The organism is Hymenobacter lapidarius (assembly GCF_001816145.1).
In the GTDB taxonomy this organism is placed as follows: domain Bacteria; phylum Bacteroidota; class Bacteroidia; order Cytophagales; family Hymenobacteraceae; genus Hymenobacter; species Hymenobacter lapidarius.
In genome coordinates this window covers 15,532-36,472 of sequence record NZ_MDZB01000091.1, presented here as the reverse complement: position 1 = coordinate 36,472, position 20,941 = coordinate 15,532, and the positions used below count along the sequence as shown (strand labels likewise).

The 20,941-nt window shown below is 63.3% G+C and carries 16 protein-coding genes; 11 read left to right on the top strand and 5 right to left on the bottom strand.

The features are described 5' to 3' along the window. Positions 1-31: 31 nt before the first annotated feature. Complete coding sequence (gene nagB / locus BEN47_RS06430; protein WP_070726418.1) at positions 32-1,966, bottom strand: glucosamine-6-phosphate deaminase; 1,935 nt, start codon at positions 1,964-1,966, stop codon at positions 32-34. 365 nt (positions 1,967-2,331) lie between these two features. Here nagB and BEN47_RS06425 point away from each other — a divergent pair, with 365 nt between their 5' ends. The 3 genes from BEN47_RS06425 (at position 2,332) to BEN47_RS06415 (ending at position 8,459) form a co-directional block, all read left to right on the top strand. Then, positions 2,332-5,466: a SusC/RagA family TonB-linked outer membrane protein gene (locus BEN47_RS06425; protein ID WP_070726416.1), complete on the top strand. Its 3,135-nt coding sequence runs from the start codon at positions 2,332-2,334 to the stop codon at positions 5,464-5,466. Between the two features lie 102 nt (positions 5,467-5,568). Next, on the top strand, positions 5,569-7,119 hold the full coding sequence (locus tag BEN47_RS06420; RefSeq protein ID WP_070726412.1) for a SusD/RagB family nutrient-binding outer membrane lipoprotein: 1,551 nt from the start codon (positions 5,569-5,571) through the stop codon (positions 7,117-7,119). A 71-nt stretch (positions 7,120-7,190) separates the two neighbouring features. Then, positions 7,191-8,459, top strand: coding sequence for a hypothetical protein (locus BEN47_RS06415; protein ID WP_125921542.1), 1,269 nt, complete (start codon positions 7,191-7,193; stop codon positions 8,457-8,459). Positions 8,460-8,590: 131 nt separating this feature from the next. On the opposite strand, the gene BEN47_RS06410 is transcribed toward BEN47_RS06415, so the two are convergent. Both BEN47_RS06410 and BEN47_RS06405 read right to left on the bottom strand, forming a co-directional pair. After that, positions 8,591-10,330, bottom strand: coding sequence for a glycoside hydrolase family 10-like protein (locus BEN47_RS06410; RefSeq protein ID WP_083322181.1), 1,740 nt, complete (start codon positions 10,328-10,330; stop codon positions 8,591-8,593). Between the two features lie 351 nt (positions 10,331-10,681). Beyond that, positions 10,682-10,960: a hypothetical protein gene (locus tag BEN47_RS06405; RefSeq protein ID WP_070726402.1), complete on the bottom strand. Its 279-nt coding sequence runs from the start codon at positions 10,958-10,960 to the stop codon at positions 10,682-10,684. Positions 10,961-11,110: 150 nt separating this feature from the next. Here BEN47_RS06405 and BEN47_RS06400 point away from each other — a divergent pair, with 150 nt between their 5' ends. From BEN47_RS06400 to BEN47_RS06385, 4 genes are all read left to right on the top strand, one after another. Further along, a complete protein-coding gene (locus tag BEN47_RS06400) occupies positions 11,111-11,950 on the top strand; it encodes a hypothetical protein (RefSeq protein WP_070726400.1) in 840 nt (279 codons plus the stop codon). A 111-nt stretch (positions 11,951-12,061) separates the two neighbouring features. After that, a complete protein-coding gene (locus BEN47_RS06395) occupies positions 12,062-12,937 on the top strand; it encodes a rhomboid family intramembrane serine protease (protein ID WP_070726397.1) in 876 nt (291 codons plus the stop codon). A 216-nt stretch (positions 12,938-13,153) separates the two neighbouring features. Next, positions 13,154-14,164, top strand: a complete 1,011-nt coding sequence (locus BEN47_RS06390) for a zinc-binding dehydrogenase (protein WP_070726394.1) — start codon at positions 13,154-13,156, stop codon at positions 14,162-14,164. A 139-nt stretch (positions 14,165-14,303) separates the two neighbouring features. Continuing rightward, complete coding sequence (locus BEN47_RS06385) at positions 14,304-14,576, top strand: hypothetical protein (RefSeq protein WP_070726391.1); 273 nt, start codon at positions 14,304-14,306, stop codon at positions 14,574-14,576. Positions 14,577-14,670: 94 nt separating this feature from the next. Here BEN47_RS06385 and BEN47_RS06380 read toward each other — a convergent pair whose 3' ends face one another. Together BEN47_RS06380 and rfaD are read right to left on the bottom strand one after the other, a co-directional pair. Further along, positions 14,671-16,059 carry an FAD/NAD(P)-binding protein gene (locus BEN47_RS06380; protein ID WP_070726388.1) on the bottom strand — a complete coding sequence of 463 codons (1,389 nt, stop codon included), beginning with the start codon at positions 16,057-16,059 and terminating at the stop codon, positions 14,671-14,673. A 144-nt stretch (positions 16,060-16,203) separates the two neighbouring features. After that, entirely contained in the window at positions 16,204-17,172 is a 969-nt protein-coding gene (rfaD, locus tag BEN47_RS06375) for an ADP-glyceromanno-heptose 6-epimerase (protein ID WP_070726385.1), read from the bottom strand. 150 nt (positions 17,173-17,322) lie between these two features. Here rfaD and BEN47_RS06370 point away from each other — a divergent pair, with 150 nt between their 5' ends. From BEN47_RS06370 to lpxB, 4 genes are all read left to right on the top strand, one after another. Beyond that, positions 17,323-18,201, top strand: a complete 879-nt coding sequence (locus BEN47_RS06370) for an ABC transporter substrate-binding protein (protein ID WP_070726381.1) — start codon at positions 17,323-17,325, stop codon at positions 18,199-18,201. A gap of 24 nt (positions 18,202-18,225) precedes the next feature. After that, entirely contained in the window at positions 18,226-19,206 is a 981-nt protein-coding gene (locus BEN47_RS06365; protein ID WP_239691520.1) for a FecCD family ABC transporter permease, read from the top strand. 85 nt (positions 19,207-19,291) lie between these two features. Then, complete coding sequence (locus BEN47_RS06360; RefSeq protein ID WP_070726372.1) at positions 19,292-19,708, top strand: 6-pyruvoyl trahydropterin synthase family protein; 417 nt, start codon at positions 19,292-19,294, stop codon at positions 19,706-19,708. Between the two features lie 111 nt (positions 19,709-19,819). Further along, entirely contained in the window at positions 19,820-20,932 is a 1,113-nt protein-coding gene (lpxB, locus tag BEN47_RS06355) for a lipid-A-disaccharide synthase (protein WP_070726364.1), read from the top strand. Positions 20,933-20,941 lie beyond the last annotated feature (9 nt).

The window sequence follows — 20,941 nt, the reverse complement described above, 5'->3', positions numbered from 1 at the left end:
GCGCCCTCTGCGGGAAAGCTACTTGTTAAAACTAAAACTGCCAGCGCACAAACGCCTCAATGCCCTCGTACTCGGGCAGGCCCAGCTCATCGTACAGTTTGGCGGTGGTGCGGTTACGAGCCTCGCTGCGCTGCCAGAACTCGCGCTGGTCGGCGCCCGGGAACAAGGGCCGGTCCTTCTGCGACTGGTGCTTGAAAATGGCGCGGCGCTTGCGCGTGAGCTCCTGCGGCGAGAGCGGCACGGCCATCTCAATCTGGTAGATGTCCCATTCCTGCCAGGCCCCGCGGTAGAGCCAGACCCAGCAGTCGTCGAGCCAAGAGGTGCCGGAGGCTTTGAGCTGCTGAATGGACTGGAAAATGGCCGCCAGACACACGCGGTGGGTGCCGTGCGGGTCGCTCAGGTCGCCTGCCGCGTAAATCTGGTGGGGCTGAATGCGCTTGAGCAGTTCCATGGTGAGGCGAATGTCCTCGTCGCTGAGCGGCTTTTTGCGCACCCGTCCGGTCTCGTAAAACGGCAGGTTTTGGAAGTGGGCGCGGGTGGTGGGGTCGAGGCCGGCGTAGCGCAGGGCCGCCCGCGCCTCGCCGCGGCGGATGACGCCCTTCAGGCGCTGCACTTCCTCGGAGTCGACCTGGCCGGGGGCCTTGGCTTGTAGGAAATCGGCCACGCGCTGGTAAAACTGCTCGCCGGCCGGGTCGTTTTGCTGGAAGTTCAGGTCGTACTCGGCCGCGAAATCCGCGAAGCGCAGGGCCTCCTCATCGAACACGGCGATATTGCCGGAAGTCTGGTAGGCCACGTGCACCTCGTGGCCCTGGTCTACTAGCCGCAGCAGGGTGCCGCCCATCGAAATCACGTCGTCGTCGGGGTGGGGCGAGAAAATGAGCACGCGCTTGGGAAACGGCGCCGCCCGCTCGGGGCGGTAGGTGTCGTCGGCGTGGGGCTTGCCGCCGGGCCAGCCCGTGATGGTGTGCTGCAGCTCATTGAACACCCGAATGTTGATGTCGTAAGCCGGGCCCGACTCCGCCAGCAGCTCCGAGAGGCCGTTTTCGTTGTAGTCTTCCTCGGTAAGCTTGAGAATGGGCTTGCCGACGGTGCGGGCCAGCCAGGTCACGGCTTTGCGCACCAGGGCGGCGTCGTGCCAGTTGCAGGGCAGGCCCTGGAGCCAGGGCGTTTTGCGGGGCGTGAGTTCGGCGCCGGCGGCCTCGTCCAGCACCACCTGCACGGCCGGGTGGCGCTGCAGGTAGGTGGCGGGCACGGTATCGGTCACGTCGCCTTCCACCATGCGCTTCACCACGGCGGCTTTGCCTTCGCCCCAGGCCAGGAGCACTACTTTACGGGCTTCCAGAATGGTGCCCACGCCCATGGTCAGGGCGCGGCGCGGCACGTTTTCTTCGCCGTAGAAGTCCGAGGCGGCGTCGGTGCGCGTCACGTGGTCGAGGGTGATGAGGCGCGTGCGCGACGCCGGGCCCGAGCCGGGCTCGTTGAAGCCGATGTGCCCGGTGCGCCCGATGCCGAGCAGCTGCAAATCGATGCCGCCCTCCGCGCGAATCTGCGCTTCGTAGTCCAGGCAGTACGCGGCCACCTGCTCCGGCGGCACCGTGCCGTCGGGAACGTGCACGTTTTCGGGCCGGATATCGACGTGGTCGAACAGGTACTCGCGCATGAAGCGCACGTAGCTCTGCAGCGAGTCGGGCGCCATGGGAAAGTACTCGTCGAGGTTGAAGCTGACCACGTTCTGGAAGCTCAGGCCTTCTTCGCGGTGCAGGCGCACCAGCTCCTCGTACACGCGGGTGGGGGAGGAGCCCGTGGCCAGCCCCAGCACGCAGGTCTCGTTTTCGGCCGCGCGCGTCCGGATGAGGGCGGCTATTTCGGCCGCCACGGCGGCGGAGGCTTCCTCCGAATCGGCGTAAAGGCTGACGGGCAGGCGGGCACCGGCCGTGGCGGGTAGGGTAGCAAGCGTTGGAGCCATGGGGACCTGGAAAGTGGAAACGGCCGGAAAGGTGGCGAAAGCCGGGCGGTATTCAAAGCCGGTTTGAATATCAAATAGATAATTATTGACAGATAGTATAACTATATTTTGAATGGTAAGTGGCTTAAAAGGTTATTAATTAGCGAAAGCAGAAGAACTATTAGGCGAATAATTCGCACATTTGAGTTAGCAGCACTCCGCTTGATGGCGTTTTGCAAGGGTTTTATGAGTGTCAAGCCGTTCTATTGTAATAGTGTAAGGCTTTGTCCGACCCCCACGGCCGGAACCTGATAGCGCGCGGCGCCGGGTTCCGGTTTTTTTGTTTTCCATCATTCCCCTCCTTTTCCATCCCGTTCCATTTCCCTATGAAAAAAAAATACTGGTTTCTCTTTCTGCTGCTCGGCGTGCTGCTGGCGCCCCCCGGCCGGGCCCAAACGGCCGGCACCGTGGTCGGTATCGTGACTTCGGCCACTGACCAGAGCCCGCTGCCCGGCGTGACGGTGCTCGTGAAAGGCACCACCGTGGGCAGCACCACCGCGGCCGACGGCCGCTACGCGGTGCAGGCCGCCCCCGGTGCGGTGCTGGTGTTCAGCTTCATCGGCTACGCCTCGCAGGAGCGCACCGTGGGCTCCGACGCCACCATCAACCTGAACATGAAAGAAAGCACCACCGGCCTCGACGAGGTGGTAGTGACGGCCTACAACATCACCCAGGACAAGCGCGAGCTGGTGACGGCCGTGCAGGAAGTGAAGGCCAAGGACATCATCGACTCGCGCCAGACCAACGTGGTGAACGCGCTGCAAGGCAAAGTGGCCGGCGTCAACATTACTTCCTCGGGGGGCTCGCCGGGCGAAGGTGCTTCCATCATCATTCGCGGCGGCACTTCGCTCGACGGCGACAACCAGCCGCTGTTCGTCATCGACGGCATGATAATGGACAACAGCTCGTTTCAGGAGAGCACGGCACCGGGCGGCGGCTCGGCCTTCAACGGCCTGCTGGGCCGCTCGGTGGGCTCGGCCAACCGCGCCGGCGACCTCAACCCCGAAGACATTGCCAGCATTACGGTGCTGAAGGGACCCGCCGCGGCGGCCCTCTACGGCCTGCGCGCCGCCAACGGCGCCGTGGTGATTACCACCAAGAAGGGCGTGGCCGGCCGCACTACGCTCAACTTCCGCACCCAGTACTCGGTGGACGAAGTGAACCGCCTGCCCAAAATGCAGAGCGAGTACGGCCGCGGCTCAAACGGCATTTTTGACGCGGCCACGCGCATTTCTTACGGCCCGCGCTTCGCGCCGGGCCAGGAAGTGTACGACAACCTGCGCAACTTTTACCAGAAGGGCCACGCCTTCCAGAACTTCCTGAACATGTCGGGCGGGTCGGAGAAGGCCAACTTTTTTGTGTCGGCCTCCAACCTGGAGCAAACCGGCGTGACGCCGAGCAGTCGCTACGACAAAAGCACGGTGCGCCTGTCGGGCACGGCCGAGATTTCGCCCAAGCTGAGCGTGAGCGGCTCGAGCCAGTACCTGACTTCGGGCGGCGAGCGGCCCATTCAGGGGCCGGGCCTGTTTGGCTCGTCGGGCGGCTTCATGCTGAGCTTGTTGAACTGGCCCCGCGACGACGACGCCCGTAACTTCCTCAACCCCGACGGCAGCCGCCGCCGCCTGCTGGCCCTGGGCAACGGCACCGACGCCGACGCCGACAACCCGTACTGGACGGTGAGGAACAACCCCCAGACCGACCGCACCAACCGCTTCATCGGCAACGTGCAGCTGGGATTCAAGGCCACCGGCTGGCTGCAGCTAAGCCACAACATCGGCACCGACCTGTACACCACGCGCACCACTTCGGTGCGTGCCGTGGGCACCTCGCAGGTGGGCAACCAGAACGGCGGCCTAGCCGAAAGCGTGGTCCAGTCCCGCCTGATTACGGCCACTAGCCTGGCCACGCTCACGCACACCGTGAACGATAACCTGAGTGGTTCTCTGATACTGGGCAACACCATTGAGGCGAATGAAAGCGAGGCCGTGGACTATATCGGCCTGATTTTTCAGAACCCGACCTTCATCGGCCTCAACAACACGGTGAACCGCAACGCTCTGCAACGCGACGCCACGCGCCACCTCATCGGCAACTTTGCCCGCCTGAACTCCACCTTCTTCAACCAAGTGTTTCTGGAGCTGCAGGCCCGCTACGACCAGTCGTCGACGCTGCCCCGGCCCGACGAAGGCAAAATATTTGGCAAGGGCTTCCTCTACGGCTCGGCCGGCCTGGGCTACGAGTTCAGCAAAACGCTGGGCCTGGAGCAAAGCAACATCCTCAACTACGGCCAGCTGCGGGCCTCGGTGGCCGAAGTGGGCCGCGACACCGGCCCCTACCGCGTGCTGTCGGCCCTGACGCAGAACCAGTTCATCGGCGGCGGCTTCCGCAACGACTTCTTCGGCTCAAACCCCAACCTGAAGCCCGAACGCACCCGCACCTACGAAGCCGGCGTGAAGCTGCAGTTCCTAAAAAACCGGCTCGGGCTGGACTTCAACTACTATTACTCCCGCACCCGCGACCAGCTCATCGCACCCCGCGTGAGCCAAGCCGCGGGCTTTATCCTGCAGTACATCAACGGCGGCATCGTGACCAACAAGGGCCAGGAAATTGCCATCACCGGCACGCCCGTGAAAACGCCGTCGGGCTTCACCTGGGACGTCATCGCCAACTTCTACCACAACACCAACCGCGTGGAAGAACTGCCTACCCCCCTCACGGTGGTGTTCCAGTCCGATGCCTTCATCACCAACGTGCACCAGGGCGGCGCCTTCCCCGGCCGTCCTATATCGGGCGTGGGCGCTTCGGACTTCAGCCGCGTAAACGACCCCAACAGCCCCAATAACGGCAAAATCATCATCAACGGGGCCACGGGCTATCCGGTGGTGAACCCGGCCTTTGCCTACGCCGGCAACCGGGCCCCACGCTTCACCACCCAGTTCACCAACACCTTCACTTACAAAGGCTTGTCGCTGACTTCGCTGCTCGACTTCCGCGTGGGCGGCGTGGTGATTAACGGCAACGACTGGTACCAGACCACGGTGGGCACCTCGGAACGCACCGCCGACCGCTACAAGCAGGTCGTATTCGATGGCGTGGTACGCAATTCCGACGGCACCTTCACGCCCAACACCCGCCCCGTGGAGCTTACCCAGGCCTACTACACCAGCATTCTGGGCGCCGCCGGTACGGCCTTCATCGAAGACGGCTCGTGGGCCCGCCTGCGCTACGTGACCCTGAGCTACGGCCTGCCGGTTTCCTGGCTGAGCGCTACCAAGTTCATCAAGAGCGTGGAGCTGAGCGTAACCGGACGCAACTTGGTGCTGCTGACGAACTACACCGGCGCCGACCCCGAAACGGCAGCTGCCGGTTCCGGTGTGCGCGGCGGCGGCTCGGGCGGGTTTGATTATGGCAACGTTCCGGCGACGCGCGGGGTTGACATGGGCCTGCGGGTAAATTTCTAATTGTCAGTGGTTGGCGGTCCGTAGCCCAGGCAGAATATCACCTGGTTACGGCCCTCAACCCTCAATGCTGACAATCATCAACTAATAATCGACAACTGCGATATGATAGCCAAAAAATACCTGCTTGGGCTGGGCCTGCTGCTTGGTGGCAGCGCCCTCACGGCATGCGAGAAGTTTCTCGACGTGAACACCAACCCCAACAACCCGACCGTTGCCACGCCCAATTTCATTTTGCCGGGCATCATTTCCAACGGCATCCAAACCCAGATGTTCTCGGCGCTGCGCGTGAACTTCATCACCCAGTACATCGTGAACCGGACGCCTCTGAGCGCCAACGACCAGTACTTTTTTACCAACGGCCAAAGTACCAACACCTTCAACTTCTCCTACTTTCAGTCGGGCGGTAATATTCCCGGCATGGTGAAGGCCGCGGAGGAAGAAGGCTCCTCGTACTTTGTGGGAGCCGGCAAAATCATGCAGGCCGTGATTCTGGCCCATCTCACCGACATGCTGGGCGACGTGCCTTTCTCGGAAGCCTACCAGGGCGGGGCCAATTTCACGCCCAAGTACGACCCGCAGGAAAAGCTCTATGGCGACATCAACCGCCTCTGCGACGAAGGCGTGGTGGAAATGGCCAAGCCCGCCAGCAGCCAGAAGCGCCCTTTTTATAGCACCTCGCCCAGCGAAAGCGGCGACATTCTCTACAAAGGCGACCCCGGCAAGTGGACGCGCCTGGCCTACGCCCTAAAAGCCCGCCAGGCCCAGCACCTCACCAAAAAAGCCAGCTACGACCCCGCCGCCGTGCTGGCTCTGTGCGCCCTGGCCTTCCGCAGCAGCGCCGACGACGCCCAGCTGCAGTTCCAGACGCCCGTGGCGCCGCTCGTGAACACCACCAACATCTTCGGCATCACGCGCTCCAACTTCGGCGGTGCCACGTTCTCAACCAATCTCATCAACTACCTGAACGGCACCACCTTTGCCGGCGTGGTTGACCCGCGCTTCGGCATCATTGCGCCCACCACCAGCACCGGCGGGCGGCCCGGGGTCACGACCCCGGCCGGCACCAACGTGGCCCCCGGTAGCACCACCACCACCGACTTCTACGCAAGCTGGTACGCCCGCGACCTAGGCTACTACGAAGTTATCACTTACCACGAGGTCAAGTTCATTGAGGCCGAAGCGGCTTTCCGCGCCGGCGATAGAGTTAAAGCCCTGGCCTCGTTGCGCGAGGGCGTGCGGGCCCATATGCGCAAGATTGGGGTAGGAGGCACTTTCGGGCCGCCTGTTATCACGTTCCCAGCCATTACCGAAGCGCAGATTACGGCCTACCTGGCCAGCGCGGCCATGCCCCAGACGGAGGCCGCCGTCACGCTGCGGTCCATCATGGAGCAGAAATACATTGCCATGTTCCTGAACCCGGATTCGTGGTCGGACCTGCGCCGCCTCGACTTCGACGAGAACATCTACGTCAACTTCCTGTACCCGGTGGGAGCTAACAGCATCCTGTCTGGCCAGACCGACCGCACGCGCCGCTACCCGCGCCGCCTGCTGCCGGGCGCCACCGAAGTGACCGCCAACCCCAACGAAGTGGCCCGCGTCGGCGGCAACGACCCCGACTACATCACGCGCCCCCTCTGGTTCGACATGCCCTGAGTGGCCCGCCGGCGTAATGGCCGGCCCTTTCCTTCTGGCCCCCGGGCCGAAACCCTAACTGAACAAGCACTATGCATTCACAACTAAAAACCGGGGCCTGGCCCCGCTTGCTCCTGCTGCTGGCCGTGCTGGCTACGGGGTGCAAGAAAGACGAGCTTGATGATTTTTATACCGAGGTCGGGCCGCAGTTTCCCACTTTCCTCGGCAACGCGCTCAACACGGCTACCAAGTACGCCACCGGCGAAATCGTTACGTTTGAGCTGCAGTTTGCTCCGCAAACCGACCCCATCAAACAGGTAGTTATTCTGCAAAGAGTAGAGCCCTCGCGCGACTCGGTAGCGGTGCAAACCATCCCGTATGCTCCGGCGTTTTCCCGCCTAAAACGGGCCGATACACTCGTGGTCCGGTACACAGTGCCCGCTGGCGCCAACAAGGCGCTGGTGCGCGTGGACGCCCGCGTGGAAAGCACCACCGGCCAAAGTAAAATCCGCACTTTCTACTACCGTCTGGCCGAAGCAACTCCCACCATCATCATCAACTCGGGCCCGACCAACGTGACGGTGCCCGCGGGCGCCTCGCCCGCCCCCGGCGACATCGTGCGCTACAACGTGACGCTAAATGCCGGAGGCATTACCACCGCGCCGGTTCCGCCGTCCACGGCTGCCGTGCCTGCCGGTACGCTCTACAAAGACCTCGACAGCTTGGTTGTGTTTGCCCGGGTGGGCACCGGGCCGGAGCGCCGGGTGGTGCGCATCAAGACCGCCGCCAGCGGGGCCCAGCTCACCCAGAATGTCGACGTGCCCCTGCCCGCCGGCAGCGCCGGCCAGCCGGTGTTCTTGCGCTTCGAAGCCAAGGTGCGCACGCCTGCCCGTTCGGCTTCGGTCACGGCCGCGCCCATTACGCCGGTGGCTCCCACGCCCTTTAGCGCCACCGTGCGCACGGCCACGCTCACCTACACCGGCACCACCGGTGGCGACTTGGCCGCCTACGACCTCACCACCTTCACGGCCGTAGCGGCGGCGGGGCCGGCCACCAGCAAAGACTTGGTCATCAGCAGCACGGCCACCAACCAAGTGCAGTTCCGCACGCTGAGCACCAACACGCGTTTGGTGCGCTCCACCGCGGCCGTTTACAACGCGGCCACGCTCACCAGCATCCGGCAGATTTACAATGCCACCGCGGCAACATCTCAGGTAACTACCCTCGACAACATCGTGGTAGGTGATGTCATCATCACTAAACTGCGCGGCCTCGACCAGTACGCGGTGGTGCAGGTAACCGGCATCAACCGCACCTCGGCCACGGATGCAACGGTTTCGCTAAATATCAAGGCGCTGTAGCTCGGAGCTGGTGTCAGCTTTTCTACACAAAAAAGACCCGCTTTCCGTCAGGAAAGCGGGCTTTTTTTGTGTAGTACTTGCGCGGCCGGGCGCCAGCCCGACGACTGCGTAACAGCAGCGAATAGCAAGCGCTAATTGCCAAACAGACGGTCCAAGAAGCCGCGTTTCTTCGCTTTTACCTTCACTTTTACTTTGGTAGCAGGCGCGGCGGCTTCCGGGTTCTCGGTGGAAGGGGTGGGGCGAATGGCCGGGCGCGGCTGCGGGCGGACCGGCGCGGGCTGCGTGGCCACGGCAGCAGCGGGAGGCGCAACGCCCGCCGGTGTCTGGCCCACGGCGAGTTCCACCGCCTGCTGGCCCGAGGTGATGACCCGCATGGGCCGGCTTTCGTTGTGCAGGCGGTCCACGGCCGTTACGTAGTAGGCATAGGCCTGGCCGGGCACCGCCGTGGTATCCACAAACGTGGCGGGGAAGCCGGGGGCCGGGCGCGGCAGCGCCAGAATGCGGCGCGGGTCGTGCGGCGACGACCGTTCGTCGGCCCCGAAGCGGTAGAGGACGTAATACGTGGCGATGTCCCCATCGGGGGCCGCCGCGCCCGACTGCCAGCTCAGCGTGACCGCGCGGCCGAGGCGGCGCAGGGTGAGGTTGGCGACGGGCAGGGGCGGCACGGCGTCCATCCAGGGCATGGTGGGCATCAGAGCCGGGTAGCGAAACAGGTCTTGGCGGAGTGAGTCGGTGGTGCGCAGCGGGTTGGCCAGCACAGACTTGGCCGAGAAGAACACGCTGCCGCTGGCATCGTCCGGATAGGTGCGGTTGAGGCGGATTTGGCGGGGCAGCTCCCGCGGGTTGCGCCAGGTGGTATCGGAGCGCGTGCTTTCCAGCATGCGGTAGGTGCCGTGCCCGATGTAGAGGTGGCGGTCAAAGTGGTTGCGCGTCCACCATTCCAGCAAAATGGGGTAGGGCACGAGCTTGAAATTGGTGCTCCAGTACAGTTGGGGCAGGATGTAGTCAATCCAGCCTTTTTCCAGCCACAGGCGCGAGTCGGCATACAGGTTGGAGTAGGACGGCTGCCCGGCGCGGGTGTCGGACCCCAGCGGATTGGCCGATTTATTCATCCAGACGCCGAAGGGCGAGATGCCGAATTTCACCCAGCGCTTGGCGGTTTGAATGCTGTCGTGCAGGTCGCGAATGAGCACGTTCACGTTGTTGCGGCGCCAGTCGGCCAGCTTTTCGAAGCCGTCGGGGTTGTGGTCGCGGAAGGCGGCTTCGTCGTGAAATACCAGGTTGGGGGCGGGGTAGGGGTAGAAATAGTCGTCGAAGTGCACGGCGTCGATGTCGTAGCGGCGCACCACGTCCATAATCACGCGCGTGATGTGGGCGCGCACCTCGGGCAGGCCGGGGTTGTAGAGCAATTGCCCGCCGTAGCGCAAAAACCACTGCGGATGCTGGCGGTAGGGGTGGTTGGGCGCCAGGCGGCGCGTGACCGAGTCCATGGTGGCGCGGTAGGGATTGAACCACGCGTGAAACTCCATGCCGCGCCGGTGCGCCTCCGTGATGAGAAAGGGCAGCGGGTCGTCGCCATCGGACGGGGCCTTGCCCTGCGTGCCGGTCAGCCACTTGCTCCAGGGCTCAATATCGGACTTGTAAAAAGCGTCCGACGCGGGCCTGATTTGCACAAACACGGCGTTGAGGCCGGCGCGCTGGCCGGCATCAAGCAGGCGCAGGTATTCGCGGCGGTACTGCGCCGGCGATGCGCCCCGCTGGGTGGGCCAGTCGATGTTTTCGACGGTGGCAATCCACATGCCGCGCATCTCGCGCTTGGGCGGTGGGTCGCCGGCCAAATCAGCCACCGGCTGGGCCTGGGCTGCAGCCATCAGGCTGCCCCAGCTAATGAATACAAGGAAAAAAAAGCGACAGCGAGCGGCGAGCGTAGGGAACATCAACAAAAATCAGCAACACGAGTAATGGCCGCAAATTACGGCGCAGCTGCCCCATCAAGGCCAACCGGTGCTTTAGATGAGTGAGGAGTAAGGGGAAAAACCCGGAAAATCCGGCTGTATAAAACGCATCAGAGCAAGGCCAAACACAACGCCGAACGGTCCGGCAAAGGGCCCACGAAGCAAAAGATGCTTTGGGGGCGCTTTGCCGGACCGTATGGCTGGCAGCACAACGCTCCCAACGGGCGCGCTGCTTTTAGTAATGTGCGGGCAGGGCGGTATTGGCCCTTACGAACCGGTCAGCTCGGTGTCGGTTTTGGGCGAATCGGGGCCGCCTTCCATGCCGTTGGTCTGGCTGGCGTTGCCGTAGTCGCCGCGGATGCCCGCGCCGTCGCCCATGTTTTCCTGGGTGCTTTCGGGCATGGCACCGTCGGCGGCGGTGCCGGCTTCGGGGTTACCGCTGGCGTTCTGGTCGCGGTCGGTGCCTTGGGGCGTGGTTTCGCCGCCGGTGCTGGTGCTGGCCATATCGGGACGGGGGTCGGTGGGGGTTTGTTCGGGAGTAGGCATGGGTTGGAAGTAGGAAAGAAGAAAACGGAGGCGCGGCTGCGCTCCGGTACCAGGCTTTACGGGCGCGGGGCGCAACAGTTGGGTATGGCATATTGCGCGCTATTAGCGAACTTGCTGCATCCTTCACCCTCACCAGCCCAACCCGCGGCCATGTCCAGCTCTGCCACCGACTTCTACCACCAAAAAACCGACGATGAACTGTTGTTCTTTGTCCAGAACCCCGGCCAGTACGAGCCCAGCGTGGTGGAGGCTGCTCGGTGCGAGTTGACGCGCCGCGGTGCCGCCCCGCAAGCTACTGCGTCCGCACCGGCGCCCTACGTGTCGCCGCCCGTGGCACCGGCCAGTCCGGTGGGCAAAATAGTGGCCCTGGGCCTGATTGTGGTGGCCCTGGGCGGCGGCACCTACTGGCTAAAACAGCGCGACAACGCCCAGGTGGCCGCCGTGAAAGCCCGCCAGGATGCTCGGCGCAACCGGCCCGCCCCAAAGCTGGTGGAAGTAGCCACCAACGCCATTCCCAGCTACGATGGCGTGGTGGCCAACGCCGTGGCTGAACAGCTGGGCAAAATCCCGGCCCAGGAAAAAGCCAACCCGCAGCACCTGCGCCAGTTCCGGGAGCTGGCCAAGCGCTTCTGGGCCGCCCAGGCCCAGTCCGAATACCTCATCGACCAGGCCACCGCCGGCAAAGCCAACCCCATGTTTGGCGAACAAACCGTGGTAGCGCGCCAAACCTGGACCGCCTGGAACCACGCCGCCGTGTACACCTACAATTTTGGCCCCGAAATGGCCCAGCAGGTGGAGCATATGGGCAAGGTGGCCAGCAACCAGCAGCACATTCTCGACAGCCTGCCCGACCTGCTGGCTGACAACAAATACAAGTGGGACAAAGAAATGCTGAGCCGCACCGCCGAAGTAGAAGACCTGATGGCCAGCATCTTGCCCGTGTCGCCCGTATCGGGCCGCCAGTACAAGCGCACGGTGCTGCGCATGTAAGAGGCTGCAGTTGCGGCGGACTTGAGCGGCTGGTTGGGGTCGCCGGCCTAAACAACCTGGCAAAGTGGCGGCTTGCTAAGCGTGGCGCACTCCTTGCCGCGTATCGTTTCTATGGAAGCACCTGACCCCGGCCTGCCCAACTCCGGTTCTACTGCGGCGCTGGCCGAGCAGCTCTTTGCCCAGAAGCCCGAAGCCGAGCTCCTGTATCTGGCCCAAAACGCGGCCCGCTACCCGCCCGCCGTGGGCGCGGCCGCCATGGCCGAGCTGCGCCGCCGGGACCTGTTGCCGGAGGCTGGCACCCCCGCCGTGGCCGTGCCCGAAACCCACGAGACGTGGCCCGAACTCATTGGCCACCTGCTGCGCGGGCTGTTTATTCCCTCGCGCCGCTTCCTGGCCACGCCGCTGCTGCTCGACCTCAACCTGCTGGTGTTTGGCCTCATGGTTTTCAGCGGCGTGTCGGCGTCCGACCCTACCGGCCGGGAGCTGGTGGGCTGGGGCTCCAACGTGTCGGGCCTCACGCTGCACGGCGAGCCGTGGCGGCTGCTCACCAGCCTGTTTGTGCACGCCGGCCTTTCGCATTTACTGCTCAACATGTGTTCCCTGTGGCTGCTGGGCCTGCTGGTGGAAGACCGGGTGGGCCCGCTGCGCCTGGCCGTGGTGTACCTGGCCAGTGGCGTGGGCGGGGGCCTGGCCAGCCTGTGGTGGCACAGCAACGGCATTAACTCGGTGGGCGCAAGCGGCGCCATATTCGGCCTCTACGGTTTCCTGCTGGCCTTGCTGGTAAGCAAAAAGCTGGTGCTCGACAAGTCCGACCGCCGCGCCATGCTGGGCCTCGTACTGTACCTGGTAATCAGCAACCTGCTGTCCGGCCTCACCGGCAACATCGACAATGCGGCTCACCTTGGCGGCCTCCTTACGGGCCTGCTGGTGGCCGGGCCGCTGGCCATGCCGGGGCTGAAATCAGCGAACAACAGCAAGGTTCAATGAGTAATCGTTGGTACGCAGAAGCTGTTTAGAGGACCTCCGGAGCTAATTTGAACGTCATGCTCATCTGGCGTCCGCGTAGTCGAAGCATCTCTACCGCCATACTAAAATTGATTAGTAGCGCGGTAGAGATGCTTCGACTACGCGGACGCCAGATGAGCATGACGTTCTTTTGCTCACTGCTCACTGCTCACTGCTCACTGCTCACTTAAAGAAAATATGCAAGCCCTTCAGCTCGATGCCATTCATCAGCCCGTTGCCGTGCGCGACGTGCCCACGCCCACGCCCGCTTCTGGTGAAATCCTGGTCCGGCTGCACGCCGCGGCCCTCAATCACCGCGACGTTTTTATTCAGGAAGGCAAGTACGCGGGCATTAAGCTGCCCTGCACCCTCGGGTCCGATGGCGCCGGCGAAGTAGCCGCCCATGGCGCCGATGTGCCCGCCGATGCCCCGGCCGTGGGTAGCCGCGTGCTCGTCAACCCCGGCCTGCGCTGGGGCGACAACCCCCGCGTGCAGGCCTCCGACTTTGCGGTGCTGGGCATGCCCGACCCTGGCACCTTTGCCGAATACATCAGCCTGCCGGCCCGCTACATCCGGCCCTTACCCGCGCACCTCAGCTTCGAGCAGGGCGCAGCGCTGCCGCTGGCTGGCCTCACGGCCTACCGGGCGGCTTTCACCCGCGCCCAGGTGCAGCCCGGCGAACGCGTGCTGGTAACCGGCGTGGGCGGGGGCGTGGCCCTCATTGCCGTGCAGCTGTGCGTGGCCCGCGGGGCCGACGTCTGGGTGACTTCCAGCTCCGACGAGAAAATAGCCCGCGCCCAGAAAGCCGGGGCCAGGGGTGGCATTCGCTACAACGCCGAAAACTGGGTTAAAACCCTGGTCAAGCAGGCGGGCGGCGCGTTCGATGTCATCATCGACAGCGCCGGGGGCGCCGCCTTCGGGCCGCTGCTAGATGCGGCCGCGCCCGGCGGACGCATTGTTTTTTTCGGCGGCACCCTGGGCAACATCACCGATGTACCGCCCGCCAAAGTATTCTGGAAGCAGCTCAGCATCCTGGGCTCCACCATGGGCACCGAGCAGGACTTCGAAGACATGCTGCAGCTCGTGACCGAAAAAGGCATTGTGCCCGTTGTGGACGAAGTGTTCCCCCTGGCCGAAGGCGAAGCCGCGTTGCGCCATTTGGAAGCCGGCGCGCAGTTCGGCAAAGTGGTGCTGAAAATCGTTGCGTAAACACCTGTTGATAATATGATTAACAGCTTGTTTTCAGGTGTCAAAAACGCTCGAATTCCGCACCTTTTGGGAATGAAAAGACGGCTGATTTGGTTAATAAAGCAACCCAGTTATTATCTCAAATTCAGCCCGTTTTGCCATGAAGTCTGCTGCCGAATATCTTGAATCTCATGTTTTCGAAGCCCGCCGCCCGCGCCGCGAACTGCAGCCTGTTGTGGCCCATTCGGATGCCGTAGCGGCCATCGAGCAGGCCCTGGCCGATGCCGAGAAATATAAATACCTACTGATGCGCGCTCTGCGCCGCCACGCCGATGATACAGTTGACGTGGCCCCCGCTCCCGCGCCGTCTTTTTTCAACGAAGCTGCACCGGTGTTGCCCCTGTACCCCAGCCAGGAGCGCATGGCCGCTTAGGTACAGGCCACCTTTCCTTCAAAACAAAAGCCCCAGCTGCCTTTATCGGGCACTGGGGCTTTTGTTTTGAGGTAACTCAATCAAGTAATCGGCTTCACACCCGGCGGGCAATTTCGGCCGCCAGGTCGGCTGCCTGCTGCCGCAGTTCCGGCACGGCCGTCGACTCAAAATACGCCGGCCGCCGGCTGGGTCCCAGCGTAAACAAGGTGGTTGAGACCACGCCATTGGCCCCGCGCAGCGCGCCGTGCTCGTCGGTTTGCAGGCCCAGGTGCAGGCAATCGGGCGAAAGATGTCCCGCGTCGCGCAGGCTCATCACCAGCGGGTCGGTAATGCGGCCGTAATCGAGCAGGGGGCCGGCGCAGCATACCACGTGCTGGGCCACGTGCCAGCTACCGGGCGCGTCGTGGGGGCGCACCCGCACCCGCAGCCCGTTGCCATCGGGGATTATTTCGCGCACCGTGCCCACGTGCACCTGCACCAGCCCGGCAGCGGTGAACGCTTCTATGGCTTCTGCATTGCCGGGGGGGCTGCGGTGGCGCGCCACGGCCCACAGGCCCACAAGGTGCCGCAAAAACCGGCGCTGCTCATCCAAGGGCCACGCCGCCCAGATGCGGCCCAGGTCCGGGCGCAGCGAATCGAGTACCGGCCGCCAGTCGATGCCCTGGGCCGCCGCCGTGCGCAGGTGCCGCCTGAATACCGCCAGCACCCCATTTACCGTGGTTTCGGCGGCCAGCTCGGGGTAAAAATTGGGGTAGGAAGCCCCGACGGGGCCGTGGGCCGTGGGCCAGCGCCCGTGGCGGGCCACCACCGTCACGGGCGCGCGGTGGCCGTCCTGGCGCAGGGCCAGCAGTACGTCCACGGCCGTGAGCCCGGAGCCGATGAGCAGCACGTCGTCGTCGGGGCCAATGCGGCGCAGGTTGCCGGCGGCCCAGGGGTCGGCGTGGTAGGCGGGGTGGTGCAGGTAGCGGTAGTCGGGTCCGGCCGGGGGCGGGGGCGGGAAATTGCCCAGCGCCAGCACCACAAAGTTGCTGAGCAGGGTGGTGCCATTGGCCAGAAGTACTTCCCGGTGGCCATCGGAGCGGAGGGGGGCCACCACGGCGGTGGTTTGGTGCCAGTGCACGCCGGCACTGCCCCCGCCCGCACCCGCTAGCACGGCGGTCAACTCTTCGTGCAGATAGCGGCCGTAGGTGGTGCGGGCCGCGAACTCGGGCACGCCGGCCGCGCTTTCGGGCTGCTGCCGCAGCCACTCGGCAAAGTGCTGAGGGGCGTCCGGGTAGAGGCTCAGGGCGCCAGGGCGCACGTTGAGTAGGTACTCGGGCCGGCGGGCGGTGTAGGCCAGGCCCGGTCCGGGAACGGCCCGGGGCTCAATCAAATGAATCTCGGCCTGGGCCAGGGTGGGCTGCCGCCGGAGCTGCAACACCAGCGCCGTGCCCGCAAAGCCGCCGCCCACAACGGTGATAACGGGACGGGCAGGGTGGTTCACAGCGAAAAATATGAGTGGAAGATGCAGCGCGCACGCCAGCGTGTAGGCACGCCGGCAAGGGTAGCAACGGCAATGGAGACGTGCTAACCGGTGGCTGCCCGGTTGGGTTTTGCGTCGCTCTAGCTGCGCAAGCTAAAAAAAAGCTTACAAATACCGCCCGGGCACCAGGTAATTCTGCACGTAATCAGTTATTCCGTCTTCCAGGCGGGTGAAGGGCCGGGTGTAGCCGATGCCCTTGAGCTTGCTCATATCGGCCTGGGTGAAGTACTGGTACTTGTCCCGAATGTCCTCGGGCGTATCCTTGAAGTGGATATCGGCCGTGCGGCCCAGGGCCTGGAACGTGTTCATGGCTAGGTCCAGGAAGGTGCGCGCCTCGCCGCTGCCCAGGTTGTAGATGCCCGAATCTTTCCGGTGCTGCAGCAGGAAGAAGCACACTTCCACCACGTCCTTCACATACACGAAATCCCGCATCTGCCCGCCGTCGGTATAGTCGGGGTTGTGCGACTTGAAGAGCGTCATGGAGCCCGTTTTCTGAATCTGGTCGAAGGCGTGGAGTACCACCGAAGCCATGCGACCCTTGTGGTACTCGTTGGGCCCGTACACGTTGAAAAACTTCAGCCCGGCCCAGAAATACGGTTTTTCTTCCTGCGCCAGGGCCCAGTTGTCGAAGTCGTTTTTGGAGTCGCCGTAGGGGTTCAGGGGGCGGTAGAGAGGAAACAGGGCCTCGTCGGTGTCAGTGTAGCCCAGGATGCCATCGCCGTAGGTCGCGGCCGAGGATGCGTACACCAGCGGCAGCTGGTAGTTGCAGCAGGCCTGCCACATCTGCTTGGAGTAGTTCAGGTTGAGCAGGTCGAACACGGCCGGGTCCATCTCCGCGGTATCGGTGCGGGCGCCGAGGTGAAACACGAATTCCACCTGCTCGTGGTTGGCGTCGAGCCACTCAAAGAACGTTTCCCGGTCCACGTACTCGCGCAGCTTTTTGCCTTCGATATTGGGCAATTTTTTGGCAACCGAAAAATTATCCACCACGACTACGTCGTTGAAATTGGCGGCGTTGAGGCGGGAAACGAGGCAGCTGGCAATGAAGCCGGCCGCGCCAGTGACTACTATCATAGGGGGCGGGTTGGGGAGGGGCAAAGGTAAACCGGCGCGCCGGCCGAACAGATGCTGCCGTTTTCGACCCTGCCGGGGGCCTGCGGAAGGCTGTGCCGGCACCGGACAGACTGGAAATTTGCGGCACCCGTTGGGTTTACCTTTGCCGCTATGCGTTTTCTTTTGCTGCTTTTACCCCTAGCCGTGCTGTTGGGTTGCCAGCCGGCCCCGGACCAGGCCGCCACCGTTGCCACCACCGATGACCTGGGCCGCCGCCTCACCCTGCCCGCCCAGCCGCGCCGGGTGCTGGCCCTTGCCCCCAGCATGACCGAAATGCTGTACGCCGTGGCCGATACGGCCATAATCGTGGCCCGCGTGCCCCAGGACAACTACCCCGCCGTGGTGCAGCAGAAACCCGTTGTGAACAACTACCCCGTCGACCTGGAAAAGCTGGTGCTCCTGCGCCCCGACATCGTGTTCACGGTAGAGGGCATGACGCCCGTTGATGATGCCCAGCGCCTGCAGGAAGTGGGTGTGCCGGTGTTTTACCAGCGTTTTCGGCGGGTTGAAGACGTGTTTGCCGGTCTTGAGAAGCTGGGCCGCTTGCTGGGCCGCCCGGCCAAGGGTCGCCGCGTGGCCGATTCGCTCCGCACCGAGCTCAAAGCGCTTGTGGCCGCTGCCCCGCAACGCGCCGCCCCGCCCACCGTGCTGGCCATCACCTGGCAGGACCCCATTTACTGCTACGGCCAAAACACCCTGTTTACCGACCAGATTCGCCTGGCGGGCGGCCAGAACGCCGTCATCGAAACTTTCCCCCAGCCGTACCCGGCCCTCACCCGCGAGTACATCCTCAAGCTGAATCCCGACGTGCTGCTGGGCGGCACCTTCGAAAAGATGGACAGCACCTTCTTCAAGAACTACCCCGAGCTGCGGCGCATCAAGGCCTACCAAAACCGCCGCGTGTTCGCCATCACCGGCAACCTCATGGAGCGGCCGGGCCCGCGCGTAGTGGAGTCGGTGCGCGAACTGCAGAACTTGCTCAAAAAGTAAAAATTGAAGAATCCCCGCCCCCTTTTGTGGCTGCTGCTTGGCGTCGTGCTCGTGTTGGGGCTGGCGTTGTTGGGCCTGCGCGTGGGCAGCTACTCCACCTCCTACGGCTTTGTGCTGACCACCCTGCAGCACTACGACCCCACCGACCCGGCCCAACTGGCCCTTGTGCAGCTGCGCCTGCCGCGCATTGTGCTGGCGCTGCTGGCTGGCGCCAGCCTGGCCGTGAGCGGCTACCTGCTCCAAACGCTGGTGACCAACCCCCTGGCCGACCCGTACTTGCTGGGCACGGCTTCGGGGGCGTCGCTGGGGGCCATTGCCTCGTTTGTGCTGGTGCCTTCGCTCACGGTGGCGGGGGTGTATTTGCCGCCGGTGGCGGCCTTAGCGGGGGCTTTTGGCGCCACGCTGCTGGTGGTGGCGCTGGGCACCCGGCGGGGGCGCATCCTGCCGGCGCCGCTGCTGCTGGCGGGCGTGGCGGTGGGGGCACTGGCGGCGGCGCTGGGCAGCCTGCTCACCTTCCTGGCCAGTGCCGAGGGCAGCTTGCGGAGCGTGGTGTTCTGGGCGTTCGGCAGCTTCGAGCGGGCCGGCTGGGAGGTGCTTCCGTACCCGGCGGCGGCGCTGGGCATCAGCTTATTTGTGCTGGCTTTCATGCAAAAAGACCTGAACCTGCTGCTGCTGGGGGAGGAGCGGGCCGCCGCGTTGGGCCTGCCCGTGGCGCAGCGGCGCTGGCTGCTGGTGCTGCTAGCCGCCGCCCTCACCGGGGGCGTGGTGGCGCTGTGCGGCCCGGTAGGCTTTGTGGGTCTGCTGATTCCGCACCTCACGCGGGGGCTGCTGGGCACCACCGGCCGCTACAATTTACTGGTCTGCGCCCTGCTGGGTGGTGGTTTTCTTCTGGCCTGCGACTTGTTCGCCCGCCTGCTCTACCCGCCCGCCGGGTTGCCGGTGGGCTTGGTCACGGCCCTGTTCGGGGTACCCTTCTTCGTATATTTGCTGCGGAAAAATAATTAGTTGTTCGTTGTCAGTTGTTGTTGTCAGGGCTTAAATGAGCCGTTTCTTACTAATAACGAGCAACTGACAACGAATAACTCAGAGAATGATTTACGTTAGCCGTCAGGAACATTTCAACGCCGCTCACAAGCTGCACAACCCCAAGTGGAGCGACGAGCGCAACCGCGAGGTTTTCGGGCCGTGCGCCAACACCAACTGGCACGGCCACAACTACGACCTCATCGTGACCGTGAAAGGCCAGCCCGACCCCGAAACCGGGTTTGTGGTTGACTTAAAGGCCCTTTCCGACTTACTGCGGGAGCACATCACCGAGCAGGTCGACCACAAAAACCTCAACCTAGACGTGCCGTTCATGGCCGGCCAAATGGCCAGCACCGAGAACCTGGCCATTGCCTTCTGGCAAATCCTGGAGCGCGAGCTGCCGGCCATCACCCAGGCGCAGCTGCACTGCGTAAAGCTCTACGAAACGCCGCGCAATTTCGTGGAATACTACGGAGCGTAGCGCTCAATTATAAATTTTGAATTATGAATTATGAGTGGTGAAGTGCTGATTACCAAATTGAAAACTCGGCTCAATTCATAATTCATAATTCATAATTTATAATTCCCCCAAATGAAATACTACTTAATAGCCGGCGAGCGGTCGGGCGACTTTCACGCGGCCAACCTCATGCTTGAACTGCGTGGGCAGGATGCCGAGGCGCAGTTCCGGTTCTGGGGCGGCGACCAGATGGCGGCGGCGGGCGGCGAACTGGTGCGGCACTACCAGGACCTGGCCATTATGGGCTTTGTGGAGGCGGCCACCAGCGTCCTCAAGTTTCGCGGGTACCTGAAGCAGTGCCAGGCAGACTTATTGGCTTATAAGCCCGATGTCCTGATTCTGGTCGATTATGCCGGTTTCAACATGCGGATGGCCAAAGTGGCCAAGGACCACGGCATCAAAGTGTTCTACTACATCTCGCCCAAAATTTGGGCCTGGAACCAGGGCCGCGTTGAGAAAGTCAAGGCGCGAGTCGACAAGATGTTTGTCATTCTGCCCTTTGAGGAGGCGTTCTACCGGAAGTTTGACTACAAAGTGGACTACACCGGCAACCCCACCGCCGATGCCGTGGCTGAATTTCAGCCTGCGCCCGACTTTTTTGAGCGCAACCGCCTCGACCCCGACCGGCCCATTATTGCCGTGCTGCCGGGCTCGCGCAAGCAGGAGATTGAGGAGACGCTTCATGAGATGATTGCCATTTTGCCGGGCTTCCAGGAGTACCAGTTTGTGGTGGCCGGCGTGAGCAATCTGGACCCCAACTACTACCGCCACTTCGAGCGCAACGGCATTAAGTTCCTGTTTGAGCAAACCTTCGACCTGCTCCACCACGCCAAGGCGGCTCTTGTGACCAGCGGTACGGCCACGCTGGAAACCGCGCTGTTTGACGTGCCCCAGATTGTGTGCTATCGTACCAGCGCCCTGAGCTACGCCATCGGCAAGATGGTTATCAAGGTGCCCTACATTTCGCTGGTCAACCTCATTGTGGGCCGGGCCGTGGTTAAGGAATTGATTCAGGGCGATTTCAACGCCCGTAACCTGCTCGACGAACTCAAAACCATGCTCACGGATGCCGACTATATGGCGCGCCTCAAAGTTGGCTACTCAGAGCTGCGCGAAAAGCTGGGCCAGCAGCAAGCCGCCCGGAAAACCGCTGAACTGATGGTGAACTACCTGAAAGCCAGCTAGACAGAGATA